Consider the following 12,585-nt stretch of genomic DNA (forward strand, 5'->3'; position numbering starts at 1 on the left):
GACCAACCACGGCGTTCCGTCGTCGTCCACATGGAGCGTGCCGTCCAAGCATTGCCAATTTCCGGGCGTGACCGGACCGTCGCTCCATGGTTCGTAGGGACCCTCGGGCTTGTCTGCTGCCAGTATCTGCGTTCCGCGGAGGCGCCCGGGCGCAATGAAGGTGGCGAACATGAAGAAGCGCCCTTGGTACTCATGGACTTCGGGGGCCCAGTACTGCTCCTGGCTCCAAAATCCGCGCGGCGGCCTGAACGCCACAAGGGGGCCCTGCCAGGTGAGCAGGTCGCTGCTTCGATAACAGTCGAATCCAGTGGCCTGTCCTGACCAGATGTTTTTGTCCGTGCTGCCGAACAGTAGGTAATCGCCGGACGTGGGCTGGGTCAGCACGAAGGGGTCCCGGATCTGGATCTGGTTCAATCGTAGGTCCACTGCGTCCTCCTTGACGGATTCAAATAGTTCATATCCAAAACTATTGACGAATATACACCGCCTTGATACGTTTCAGGAACCGTTTTCTTGAGCCTGAAAGAAGCTTACCCAATGACGCGTAAATCTCTCCGACATCTCCGTAAGTCCATCGCTTTCGTAGCAGCCGTCAGCATGCTGGGCCTCACTGCGGCCTGCTCCAGCCCCTCCTCCAACCAGCCGGAAGATGGGCCGGTGGAGATCAGGTTCTCGTGGTGGGGCAACGCCACCCGGGCCGACCTCACCAACAAGGCCATCAAGGAATTCGAGGCGGCCAACCCCAATATCAAGGTCAAGCCGGAATACGGCGACATCGGCGGCTACTTCGACAAGCTGGCAACCCAAGTTGCAGCCAACGATGCCCCTGACGTCATCACCATGGGTGGCGCCTACCCGGCCGAGTACGCCAACCGTGGCGCCCTCCTGGATCTGTCCAAGGTGGAGGGTTCGCTGGATCTGTCCAAGATGGACCAGGGAGCACTGGAAAATGGGCAGGTCCAGGGCAAGCAGTACGGCGTCTCCACCGGTGCCAACGCCCTGGCCATCGTCGTCAACCCTGCCGTGTTCCAGGCTGCGGGTGTTGCCTTGCCGGATGACAGCAAATGGTCCTGGGACGATTTCGCCAAGACGGCAGAGGACATCACAGCCAAGAGTCCCAAGGGGACCTACGGCACCGCTACCGTCCTGACGCATGACTCGCTGGATGCCTTCGCCCGACAGCGCGGGAAGTCCCTCTATACCCAGGACGGCCAGTTGGGTCTGGACAAGGACACCGTGCGGGATTATTTCGATTTCTCGGTGAAACTCAGTGAATCAGGCGCCGCTCCCAGCGCCTCGGAGACGGTGGAGAAGCTCAACGTCAGCACCGAGCAGACACTCATGGGCATGGGCCAGGCCGGCATGATGTTGACCTGGACCAACTCACTGACTGCCCTCAGCAAGGCCTCCGGTGCAGACTTGAAACTGCTCAAGCTGCCTGGCGAGACGCCCACACCCGGGATCTGGCTCCAGTCTTCGCAGTTCTACACCATTTCAGCCCGGAGCAAGCACGCGGATGCTGCCGCCAAGCTGGTCAGTTTCCTGGTGAACAATGAGGCCGCAGCAAAAATCATTCAGAGCGACCGCGGGGTGCCCAGCAACTCCGGCATGCGCACGGCCATCCAGGACCTCCTGACGCCCCAGGGAAAAGTGGAAGCCGCCTACATCGACCAGATCGGCAAGATGGACTTCGCGCCAACGTTCATTGGTCCCACCGGTTCCACTGCGGTCTCCGAGATCACGGCCCGCATCAACACCGAAGTCCTCTTCAAGCGGTTGAGCCCGGAGAAGGCAGCAGAGCAGTGGCTGAGCGAGAGTAAAGCGGCCATCGGCAAGTAGTACCCAACTAGGTGACAGCAAATGCTCCACTGAGGCGTCAGTGGAGCGTTTGCTGTTACCTACATGGGCGGCTGGGCCCTCAGCCGGCGTCGCGGACCTAGCTGACTTCCAGGTAGGGGTCCGCCCACGCTCCGATGATGCGCGCAACCCGTGCGGCCTGGCCCTTTCCGGTAAGGAGATGCTCGCTGCCCTCTAGGGAGATGAAACTCCGGGGGTGCCGGGCCGTACGGAAGATCTCGCTGGCGTTGTCGATCCCCACGGTGTTGTCGGTGGGGGAGTGCATCACCATCAGCGGCTTGTGAAGGGTGCGGATGCAGTCGCGCAAGTCGGCGCGTTCCACGTCCTCCACAAAGTGGCGGCGTACCTCCATGGGACGTCCGCCGAGGTCAACCACGGCGCTGCCGTCGCGCAGGATGTCCTCAATCTCCGTGTCGAACATGTGCTCGACGTGCTTGGGCTCGTACGGTGCGGCAACGGTCACCACGGCGTTCAGGCCAGGGACGTCGCGGGCTGCGGCCAACACGGCTGCACCGCCGAAGGAGTGGCCCACCAGCAAGGAGATTCCCCGGCCCTGCTCCCTCATGAACTCCGCGGCCAGGATGGTGTCGGCCACCTTCACGCTGAACGATCCCGCTGACCATTCACCGGCAGAACCGCCCAAACCCAGGTTGTCGAAACGCAGCATGCCGACGCCCTGCTCAGCCAATCCCTTGCAGATGCGGGAAGCGGCGGGGCTGTCCTTGCCGAGGGTCAGTCCGTGTGAGTACAAGCCCCAGCCGCGGACGGGCCCTTCCGGGACGTCCACGATGCCGGCCAGGGTGTCGCCGGTACTTCCCGTGAAGCTGATCTTTTCAGAGCGTGACACGCTGATCTCCTTGCATTGCGGTGGCGTTTTCCGTGACGGATCCGGCGGCGGCTGGCTTCGACACTTGGTTAACGACGACGGCGCCCCCCACCAGCAGTGGTGAGTGGCGCCGTCGTCGTGGTTGTTCTTGTACGAAACGCGAACTAGATCTTGCGGGACAGGATGGCCTGCTTGACCTCTGCGATTGCCTGGGTCACCTGGATGCCACGGGGGCAGGCTTCCGAGCAGTTGAAGGTGGTGCGGCAGCGCCACACGCCTTCTTTGTCGTTGAGGATCTCAAGGCGCATGTCGCCGGCATCATCACGGGAATCGAAGATGAAGCGGTGCGCGTTGACGATCGCTGCCGGACCAAAGTACTGGCCGTCGGTCCAGAAGACCGGGCAGGATGAGGTGCAAGCGGCGCACAGGATGCACTTGGTGGTGTCATCAAAGCGCTCACGGTCCTCAACGGACTGCAGGCGTTCCTTGGTGGGCTCGTGGCCCTTGTTGATAAGGAACGGCATGACTTCGCGGAAGGACTGGAAGAAGGGTTCCATATCCACGATCAGGTCCTTCTCCACGGGGAGGCCCTTGATCGGCTCGACGGTGATGGGCTTGGTGGTGTCCAGGTCCTTCAGCAGCGTCTTGCAGGCGAGGCGGTTGCGGCCGTTGATGCGCATGGCGTCTGAACCACAGACACCGTGGGCGCAGGAGCGGCGGAAGGAAACGCTGCCGTCGATCTCCCACTTGACCTTGTGGAGGGCATCCAACACGCGGTCCGTGCCATACATGGTCAGCTTGTAGTCATCCCAGCGTGCCTCGTCCGAAATTTCGGGATCGTAGCGGCGCACGCGGAGCGTGATGTGGAACGTGGGGATTTCACCGTCGCCGGCAACACTTGCCGGGAGCTCGATCTTGGAAGCGGGCTCTGCCATTTCGGTCGTCATTAGTACTTACGCTCCATCGGCTCGTAACGGGTGAAGATAACGGGCTTCGTCTCAAGACGGATGCCCGCGACGGATTCCGCCGAGGAGTCGACGGTGACGGAGGTGTCCAGGTAGGCCATGGAGTGCTTCATGAACTTCTCGTCATTGCGGTCCGGGAAGTCTTCGCGGTAGTGGCCGCCGCGGGACTCTTCACGGTGCAGTGCACCAACAGTCATGACCTTGGCCATGTCCAGGAGGAAGCCCAGTTCCACGGCTTCCAGGAGGTCAAGGTTGAAGCGCTTGCCCTTGTCCTGAACGGTGACGTGCTTGTACCGCTCCTCGAAGGAAGCGATGTCGCGAAGGACCTGTTCCAGGGATTCCTTGGTACGGAACACCTGCATGTTGGCGTCCATGGTGTCCTGCAGTTCCTTGCGGATCTGCGCAACACGCTCGGTGCCGTTGCCGGTGAGCAGGCCGTCCAGGATGCCGCGGGTCATTGCCTCGGGGTCCTCGGGCAGCTCGACGTAGTCGGCCGTCTTGGCGTACTCCGCAGCAGCGATGCCCGCGCGCTTGCCGAACACGTTGATGTCCAGGAGCGAGTTGGTGCCGAGGCGGTTGGAGCCGTGCACGGACACACAAGCAACTTCACCGGCTGCGTAAAGGCCCGGGACGATCGTGTCGTTGTCCTGGAGCACTTCCGTGGTGATGTTGGTGGGGATGCCACCCATGGCGTAGTGCGCCGTGGGGAACACGGGAACCGGATCGGTGAACGGTTCCACACCAAGGTAGGTGCGGGCGAACTCTGTGATGTCCGGAAGCTTGGCTTCGATGTGAGCCGGCTCAAGGTGGGTCAGGTCCAGGAGGACATAGTCCTTGTTAGGTCCACAACCGCGGCCTTCGCGCACTTCGTTCGCCATGGCACGGGCCACGATGTCACGGGGTGCGAGGTCCTTGATGGTGGGGGCGTAGCGCTCCATGAAGCGCTCACCCTCTGAGTTGCGCAGGATGGCACCTTCACCACGTGCACCCTCGGTGAGGAGGATGCCCAGGCCGGCGAGGCCGGTCGGGTGGAACTGGAAGAACTCCATGTCTTCCAGGGGGATGCCGCGGCGGAAGGCAATGCCCATGCCGTCACCCGTGAGGGTGTGGGCGTTGGAGGTGGTCTTGAAGACCTTGCCGGCGCCGCCCGAGGCGAACACCACGGACTTGGCCTGGAAGACGTGAAGTTCGCCGGAAGCGAGGTCGTAGGAGACCACGCCGGCAACGCGCTTCTGCTTGTACGGGGTACCGTCTTCGCGCACTGCGTCTTCTTCGACGATCAGCAGGTCCAGAACGTAGTACTCGTTGTAGAACTCAACGTTGTGCTTGACGCAGTTTTGGTACAGCGTCTGCAGGATCATGTGGCCCGTACGGTCGGCTGCATAACAAGCACGGCGGACGGGAGCCTTGCCGTGGTCACGGGTGTGGCCACCGAAACGGCGCTGGTCAATGCGGCCTTCGGGCGTGCGGTTGAACGGCAGGCCCATCTTTTCCAGGTCCAGCACGGCGTCGATGGCTTCCTTCGCCATGACCTCGGCTGCGTCCTGGTCAACCAGGTAGTCGCCACCCTTGATGGTGTCAAAGGTGTGCCATTCCCAGTTGTCTTCTTCGACGTTGGCCAGTGCTGCACACATTCCACCCTGGGCTGCACCGGTGTGCGAACGGGTGGGGTAGAGCTTGGTCAGTACCGCTGTGCGTGCGCGCTGACCGGACTCGATCGCGGCGCGCATGCCGGCGCCACCTGCACCGACAATAACGACGTCGTACTTATGGACCTGCATACCAGATGCTCTCTCTTTCAAAATTCAGATGGTCTGCGGAGGCTGCTCCGCTACGTCAGGCGAACCGGTTCACTCCGCAGAGCCACCGGAAACGCTGCTACGGGGCCGGGCAGAATCCGCCAGGAAGCTGAACGCCGTCAACAACAGGGCACGGGTTGAAGGTGAAGATCACCAGCGTGCCCAGGATGATGATGACCAGGGTGGCCGCGTAGAGGACCATCTTGAGCCAGAAGCGCGTGGAATCCTTCTCGGCGTAGTCGTTGATGATGGTGCGGACGCCGTTGGTTCCGTGCAGCATGGCAAGCCACAGCATGGCGAGGTCCCAGAACTGCCAGAACGGATCTGCCCACTTGCCGGCAACAAAGCCGAAGTCGATCGCGTGGATGCCTTCGCCTACCAGCAGGTTCACGAAGAGGTGGCCGAAGATCAGCACCACCAGGACGATGCCGGAAAGGCGCATGAAGAGCCAGGCGATCATCTCGAAGTTGCCGCGGCTGGAGCCGGTGCGGTTGTACTTCGGGGCGATTTTTCCGCTGCGCGGGGATTCGATGGTTGTCATGGCTTAGTGGCCTCCCAGCGCGAGGGAAAGGTGGCGGATGGCGAAGCCGGCGAACGTGACCAGCCACAGCGCAAGCACGATCCACAGCATCTGGCGCTGGTACTTGGCGCCCTTCTTCCAGAAGTCGATGGCAATCACGCGCAGGCCGTTGAAGGCGTGGAAAATGATCGCAGCGACCAGGCCCGTTTCCCCCAGGGCCATGAGGGGGTTCTTGTAAGCACCAATGACGGCCGTGTAGGCCTCAGGGGACACGCGCACCAATGAGGTGTCCAACACATGGACCAACAAGAAGAAAAAGATCACTACACCGGTAATACGATGTCCAACCCAGGACCACATGCCTTCACGGCCGCGGTACAAGGTGCCAGCTGGTTTTGTCGGCACTGATTAAACCTTCCTGCAACACAGCGGCGCTGGCATGGGATCCACGCGGGGGGAACGCCTGCTGCGAGAGCACTCGTAGCTCACGCCTAAATCTAGGCTTCGCTCACAGCATATTCAATTTAGGACGGGCTTCTCTCCTTGTTAATTCCATGTTTCCTGCCAGTATTCAGGCGATTTTGCCCAGTCCCTGAGACGAACGCCACATGCGTGGCGTACTGCGGGGCTTCGCGCTTGCGTCGGATAAAGTGTTGCGGTGAGTACAGAAGACGCGAAATACCCGGAATCGCCCATGAACCGCTTCCATGCGGTTATTCCGGCCGGCGGTGTGGGGACCCGGTTGTGGCCGCTCTCGCGGGCCGCTGCGCCCAAGTTCCTCCACGACCTGACCGGTTCCGGCAGTACGTTGTTGAGGGCCACCTATGACCGCCTGGAGCCGCTGGCCGGTGAACGAGTGCTCGTAGTGACAGGCGAGGCCCACCGTGCCGCTGTTTGCCGCCAGCTCCCTGAAATCGGGGACGACGAACTGGTGCTCGAGAGCGAGCCCAAGGACTCCGGTGCTGCGATTGGACTGGCCGCTGCCATCCTGTACCGCCGCGACCCGGACACCATCATGGGCTCCTTCGCAGCGGACCAGGTCATCAGCCCGGACCATCTTTTCCAGGAAACGGTGCGCGAGGCCATCTACACGGCCGCCATGGGCAAGATCGTCACCATCGGCATTAAGCCCACGCACCCCTCCACCGGTTTTGGCTACATCCGTTCCGGCGCTGCCCTCAACGTGGAAGGCGCACCGAACGCGCTGGCGGTGGCTGAGTTCGTGGAGAAGCCAAGCCAGGAAGTCGCCAATAAATATGTAGAAGCAGGGGACTACGTCTGGAACGCGGGCATGTTCGTTGCTCCCGTGGCGCTCATGCTGAAGCACCTTGAAGCCAACCAACCCGAACTGTTCAAGGGCCTCCAGGAAATCGCAGAGGCCTGGGACACTCCCCAGCGCGCCGAAGTCACCGCGCGGGTGTGGCCCACGTTGCCCAAGATCGCGATCGACTATGCCGTGGCCGAGCCCGCAGCGGCAGCCGGCGATGTCGCCGTCGTGCCTGGCACTTTCCGTTGGGACGACGTTGGCGACTTCGCTGCGATCGGCCGCCTCAACAATGCCGGCGATGTGGACGAGGTGACCGTGCTCGGTGAAGGCGCCCGTGTGTTCGCGGAGAATGCCAGCGGCGTGGTGGTCTCCGACACCAAGCGCGTCATCGCCCTGATCGGCATCAAGGACGTGGTCATCGTGGACACCCCGGACGCGCTCCTGGTCACCACCAAGGAACACGCGCAACTGGTCAAGGGGACCGTTGACGCCCTCAAAGCCAGCGGCGATACGGACGTGCTGTAACGCAGCTCCTTATACCGTGAGCCACCTCTTTGGTTGTCCTGCGCCTGAACGCAGCGTAACCAAGAGGTGGCTTTCGTTCTTTGCGTGCCGCGGATGGCTAGAGTTGTGACGTGCGCAATTACACGACTGAAACCGAGCCCGCTCCCGTTGTGAGTCCTTGGGTTGATGAACTGCTGCCCGGACTCATCGAATTCCGGCGTGACCTCCATGCGCACCCCGAACTCTCCTTCAAGGAATTCCGCACTACGGACAAACTCGTGGAGCGGCTTGAAGCGGCAGGACTGAAGCCGCGGCGGCTGGAGGAGACCGGGCTGACGGTTGACGTGGGCGAGGGCCCCATTGCCACCGCCCTCCGTGGCGACATCGACGCACTGCCGATCATCGAGGAGACCGGCCTGCCCTTCGCTTCGAAGAACCATGGCGTTACCCATGCTTGCGGGCACGACGTCCACACCACTGCCATGCTCGGCATTGCCTTGACGCTGCAGCGGATGCACAAGAACAATCCTCTGGGCGGCACAGTCCGGATCATCTTCCAGCCGGCCGAGGAAACCATGCCGGGTGGGGCGCTGTCCTGCATTGAGCAGGGAGTCCTTGAGGGTGTGCCGCGCATCCTTGCGCTGCACTGCGATCCCCGGATCAACGTGGGCCAGATCGGCACCCGCATCGGGGCGATTACCTCTGCCTCGGACACCATCAAGATTGAGCTTTCCGGCCGGGGCGGCCACACGTCCAGGCCACACCTGACCGAGGACCTTGTGTTCGCGCTGGCCCAAATAGCGGTCAATGTTCCGGCCGTCCTTTCCCGCCGGGTGGACGTCCGCAGTGGCGTGTCCGTTGTCTGGGGCCAGATCTCCGCAGGCTCTGCCCCCAATGCCATCCCCGGCTCCGGTTACATGGCCGGCACCATGCGTTGCCTCGACCGCGATGCCTGGCACAGCGCGGGAGAGCTGCTGGACGACGTCGTCCGGCAAGTTGCTGCGCCGTACGGCGTGGACGTCCACCTCGAACACACCCGTGGCGTGCCGCCTGTGGTCAACTCCGAGCACGAGACCGCCCTCATCGAAGCTTCCGCCCGCGCTGAGCTGGGTGAAAACGCTGTGGTGCTCACGCCTCAGTCCATGGGAGGCGAGGACTTTGCCTGGTTCCTGGCAGACCTCCCAGGTGCCATGATGCGCTTGGGCACGCACACGCCCGGCGGCGAAGAATACGATCTCCACCGTGGTGACTTCATCGTGGATGAGCGTGCCCTGGGCTACGCCATCCGCGTCCTGACCGCCGCCGCCCTGCGCACCATCCGCGACCTCGAGCAGTAGACCCAACCAAGCCGCAGCTAAGCGCGTTTTGACCGCTCAAAACGCGCCCAACTGCGGCTCAGTTGGGTGCGGTCGGCGCAGATAAGTTGTGCACAATTGAATTGTGCACTATCGTTTTATTCATGAGTGATGCACCCCGCCTCCGCCACCAGGTCTGCTTTGCGCTGTATTCGGCGTCCAAAGCCGCGACGGCGGTCTACCGCCCCGTGCTGGAGGACCTTGGCCTGACGTACCCGCAGTACCTGGTGATGCTGGTGCTGTGGGAGCAGGAGCCGCGGAGTGTTCGCGACCTCGGCGCCGAACTGGGACTTGATTCAGGCACATTGTCGCCGCTCCTGAAGCGCCTTGAGGGCCTGGGGTTGGTGGAACGCCGCCGCTCCGCCGAGGACGAGCGCCGCGTGGACGTGATCTTGACCGACGCCGGGACCGCCTTGAGCGATCGTGCCCAGGCTGTGCCCCAGCGCCTCGCGGACGCCGCCGGACTTTCTGCCGGTGAGATCGAACAACTCCACGCCACCCTCGGCAAGCTCACGAAAGCCCTCAACGGCTCACTCTGACAAACTCCCGGAAAATCCCGAGACGTCCATTCCCGAAGAGAAACGGAAACACCATGAAGACTCTCTACACTGCCGAGGCACTGGCCTCCGGCGAAGGCCGCGACGGCAACGCCCGCACCAATGACGGCAAACTGGATGTAGCACTCGCCAGCCCCGTGGAACTCGGTGGCAACGGTGAAGGCACCAACCCCGAGCAGCTTTTCGCCGCCGGCTACGCAGCCTGCTTCCACTCCGCGCTGCGCCTGGTGGGCCGCAAGGAACGTGTTGACCTCAGTGATTCCGCCGTTGCCGCCAAGATCCACTTCGGTGCACTGACTGACAGCGAAGGCTACGGCCTGGCTGCAGAACTCGAGATCGCGCTGCCCGCCCTGGACCGCACCACCGCTGAAGAGTTGATGGTCAAGGCGCACCAGATCTGCCCGTACTCCAACGCCACCCGCGGCAACATGGCCGTAGACCTCAAGCTCGTGGAGTTCGCAGCATGAGCGCCGCCGCTACCGAAACCCGCGAAATCCAGCTTGCTTCCCGCCCGGTGGGACGTCCGGTTCCGGAGAATTTCCGGCTGGCAACAGCGCAGCTCCCCGAGCTCGCCGAGGGACAGCTCCTGGTGAAGAACCAGTTCATGTCAGTGGACCCCTACATGCGTGGCCGCATGAACGATGTCAAGTCCTACTCGGCGCCGTTCCGCCTCGATGCAGCGCTCGACGGCGGTGCGGTAGGTGAGGTCATCGCGTCCCGGTCCGACGCGCACAAGGTGGGTGACGTCGTCGTGCATCAACTCGGCTGGCGTGAGCACGCCGTAGTGGACGCCGCGGCAACCACTCCGGTTCCGTCGGGACTGGCCCCAACCTCCGCGTTCCTTGGCGCCCTGGGCATGACCGGCCTGACTGCCTATGCCGGACTGCTCAAGGTGGCAGAGTTCGAGGAAGGTGACGTGGTGTTCGTCTCCGGCGCGGCAGGTGCAGTCGGCTCAATGGTGGGCCAGATCGCCAAGGCCATGGGCGCCTCCAAGGTCATCGGCAGTGCAGGATCGCCGGAGAAGGTAGCCCGGCTGCTGGAGCTTGGATTTGATGCTGCCTTCAACTACAACGATGCGCCCGTGCTGGAGCAGCTGAAGGCAGCTGCGGGGGAGCGCGGCATCGATGTGTACTTCGACAACGTCGGCGGCGAGCACTTGGAAGCCGCCTTGGCTACCCTTACCGTTGGTGGCCGGGTTGCCATGTGTGGAGCCATTGCACAATACAACTCCACCGAGCCCCCGGTGGCGCCAAGGAACCTGGCCGTGGCGATCGGCAAGCAGCTGACACTGCGCGGATTCCTGGTGGGCGGACAACGGCAGCACGCCGCTGAATTCGCGCAGAAGATGGCCGGCTGGCTCGCCGACGGCAGCGTCAGCTATGACGAAACGATCGTCGACGGCTTGGAGAATGCACCACAGGCCTTCATCGACCTCCTGGATGGCGCCAACACCGGAAAGATGCTTGTCCGCCTCTGATCCACAGGTGAATCGCGTGTGACTTGCGCACCCAGCTACTGCTTGGTAACAAAAGGTCAACAATCTGACCTGGAGTGATCAATTGTGGTAGCTGGGTGTGTTCCAGGCCACTAGTGTGGGTTTCATCAATGCGCTTCGGCGCAGCTGCGAGCATCAGTGAAAACAGAATTTCTGCCTCAGGTATAGGAAACGGACACTCATTGACCATCCGTCGTAGCGCCAAACACTTTCTTCCTGGAGGAAAATTGAAGAAACCACTGCGTGCCACCCTGAAGCGCGGTTCAATGGCCGGTGTTGCCACAGTCGGCGCAGCAGCGCTCCTGCTGACCGGCTGCGGACAGGCCCCCGACGCCGGATCCGGCACCGCTACCAAGAGCGACTTTGTTGGATGCATCGTGTCCGACTCCGGCGGATTCGATGACCAGTCCTTCAACCAGTCCTCGTTCGAAGGCCTCAAGAAGGCCGAGACGGATTTGGGCATCACGGTGAAGTCGGCCGAATCGAAGGCCAACAGCGACTTCGAAACCAACCTCAACGGCATGATCTCCGCCGGCTGCAACCTCACGGTGACCGTTGGCTTCCTCCTGGGCGATGCCACCAAGGCCGCCGCCGAGAAGAACACCGACAAGCACTTCGCGATCGTCGACTACACGTACGAGACTCCGATCGCCAACGTCAAGCCGATCGTCTACGACACGGCGCAGGCGGCTTACCTGGCCGGATACGCGGCTGCGGCCACCTCCAAGACCGGCAAGGTAGGTACCTTCGGCGGCATCAAGATCCCCACGGTCACCATCTTCATGGACGGCTTCTACGACGGCGTCCAGGCCTACAACAAGGCCAAGAACAAGACCGTCCAGGTTGTTGGCTGGGACAAGACCACCCAGGACGGTTCGTTCACGGGTGACTTCGAGAAGCAGGACACGGGCAAGCAGGTCACCATCAACCTGCTGGACCAGGGCGCGGACATCATCATGCCTGTCGCCGGACCTGTTGGTAAGGGCGCAGGCGCTGCGCTGAAGGAAGCCAAGGCAGCCGGCAAGGACGTCAAGCTCATCTGGGTTGACTCCGATGGCTACCTCACCGCTCCTGAGTACAAGGACCTCATGCTGACCTCCGTGGTCAAGCAGATGGGCGAAGCTGTTGAAGCCGTGGTGAAGGATGACACGGAAGGCAAGTTCAACAACGCAGCCTACGTCGGCACCTTGGAGAACGATGGCGTTGCCATCGCTCCGTTCCACGATCTTGACTCCGCTGTCACCGCTGAAACCAAGTCCGAGCTCGATGCCCTGAAGGCTGACATCGTCTCCGGCAAGCTGGTTGTCGAATCGGCAGCGAGCCCCAAGAAGTAAATCAATTCCTGGACGCGCCGCCAGTACCGAGCCCCGGTACTGGCGGCGCGTTTTTGCCCTGACTACGCTGGGCTCAAAGCCAGTGGCTTTGGAGCAGTACAGCCGT

General features: G+C 62.2%; 12 protein-coding genes and 1 pseudogene. 7 read left to right on the forward strand and 6 right to left on the reverse strand.

Annotation, left to right across the window (positions count from 1 at the left end; all coding sequences use genetic code 11):
• Window positions 1–426, reverse strand: a pseudogene (locus tag AYX22_RS24010) (family 43 glycosylhydrolase); the annotation flags it as partial.
• Window positions 427–537: 111 nt separating this feature from the next.
• Between AYX22_RS24010 and AYX22_RS06805 the strand changes: the two are divergent.
• Complete coding sequence (locus AYX22_RS06805; protein WP_207596762.1) at window positions 538–1,839, forward strand: sugar ABC transporter substrate-binding protein; 1,302 nt, start codon at window positions 538–540, stop codon at window positions 1,837–1,839.
• A 97-nt stretch (window positions 1,840–1,936) separates the two neighbouring features.
• Here AYX22_RS06805 and AYX22_RS06810 read toward each other — a convergent pair whose 3' ends face one another.
• From AYX22_RS06810 to sdhC, 5 genes are all read right to left on the reverse strand, one after another.
• The gene (locus AYX22_RS06810) at window positions 1,937–2,704 is read right to left on the reverse strand and encodes an alpha/beta fold hydrolase (RefSeq protein WP_089594135.1); all 768 of its coding nucleotides are present in this window, start codon (window positions 2,702–2,704) and stop codon (window positions 1,937–1,939) included.
• A 143-nt stretch (window positions 2,705–2,847) separates the two neighbouring features.
• Window positions 2,848–3,630: a succinate dehydrogenase iron-sulfur subunit gene (locus AYX22_RS06815; RefSeq protein WP_026542862.1), complete on the reverse strand. Its 783-nt coding sequence runs from the start codon at window positions 3,628–3,630 to the stop codon at window positions 2,848–2,850.
• Entirely contained in the window at window positions 3,630–5,429 is a 1,800-nt protein-coding gene (gene sdhA, locus AYX22_RS06820) for a succinate dehydrogenase flavoprotein subunit (protein ID WP_207596763.1), read from the reverse strand. The genes AYX22_RS06815 and sdhA overlap by 1 nt, the downstream gene beginning before the upstream one ends.
• Before the next feature lie 97 nt (window positions 5,430–5,526).
• Window positions 5,527–5,988, reverse strand: a complete 462-nt coding sequence (locus AYX22_RS06825) for a succinate dehydrogenase hydrophobic membrane anchor subunit (RefSeq protein ID WP_017197835.1) — start codon at window positions 5,986–5,988, stop codon at window positions 5,527–5,529.
• A 3-nt stretch (window positions 5,989–5,991) separates the two neighbouring features.
• Complete coding sequence (gene sdhC / locus AYX22_RS06830) at window positions 5,992–6,327, reverse strand: succinate dehydrogenase, cytochrome b556 subunit (RefSeq protein ID WP_231343329.1); 336 nt, start codon at window positions 6,325–6,327, stop codon at window positions 5,992–5,994.
• A 298-nt stretch (window positions 6,328–6,625) separates the two neighbouring features.
• On the opposite strand from sdhC, the gene AYX22_RS06835 reads away from it, so the two are divergent.
• The 6 genes from AYX22_RS06835 (at window position 6,626) to AYX22_RS06860 (ending at window position 12,479) form a co-directional block, all read left to right on the forward strand.
• Window positions 6,626–7,759 carry a sugar phosphate nucleotidyltransferase gene (locus AYX22_RS06835; RefSeq protein WP_207596764.1) on the forward strand — a complete coding sequence of 378 codons (1,134 nt, stop codon included), beginning with the start codon at window positions 6,626–6,628 and terminating at the stop codon, window positions 7,757–7,759.
• Window positions 7,760–7,869: 110 nt separating this feature from the next.
• Entirely contained in the window at window positions 7,870–9,075 is a 1,206-nt protein-coding gene (locus AYX22_RS06840) for an amidohydrolase (RefSeq protein WP_024820064.1), read from the forward strand.
• Between the two features lie 122 nt (window positions 9,076–9,197).
• Complete coding sequence (locus AYX22_RS06845) at window positions 9,198–9,632, forward strand: MarR family transcriptional regulator (RefSeq protein ID WP_207596765.1); 435 nt, start codon at window positions 9,198–9,200, stop codon at window positions 9,630–9,632.
• 53 nt (window positions 9,633–9,685) lie between these two features.
• Window positions 9,686–10,117 carry an organic hydroperoxide resistance protein gene (locus tag AYX22_RS06850; RefSeq protein WP_207596766.1) on the forward strand — a complete coding sequence of 144 codons (432 nt, stop codon included), beginning with the start codon at window positions 9,686–9,688 and terminating at the stop codon, window positions 10,115–10,117.
• The gene (locus tag AYX22_RS06855) at window positions 10,114–11,127 is read left to right on the forward strand and encodes an NADP-dependent oxidoreductase (RefSeq protein ID WP_207596767.1); all 1,014 of its coding nucleotides are present in this window, start codon (window positions 10,114–10,116) and stop codon (window positions 11,125–11,127) included. Before AYX22_RS06850 ends, AYX22_RS06855 begins: the two co-directional genes overlap by 4 nt.
• Window positions 11,128–11,240: 113 nt before the next feature.
• On the forward strand, window positions 11,241–12,479 hold the full coding sequence (locus tag AYX22_RS06860) for a BMP family ABC transporter substrate-binding protein (RefSeq protein WP_207596768.1): 1,239 nt from the start codon (window positions 11,241–11,243) through the stop codon (window positions 12,477–12,479).
• Window positions 12,480–12,585 lie beyond the last annotated feature (106 nt).

Origin of the sequence: Arthrobacter sp. D5-1 (assembly GCF_017357425.1) — a bacterium.
In the GTDB taxonomy this organism is placed as follows: domain Bacteria; phylum Actinomycetota; class Actinomycetes; order Actinomycetales; family Micrococcaceae; genus Arthrobacter.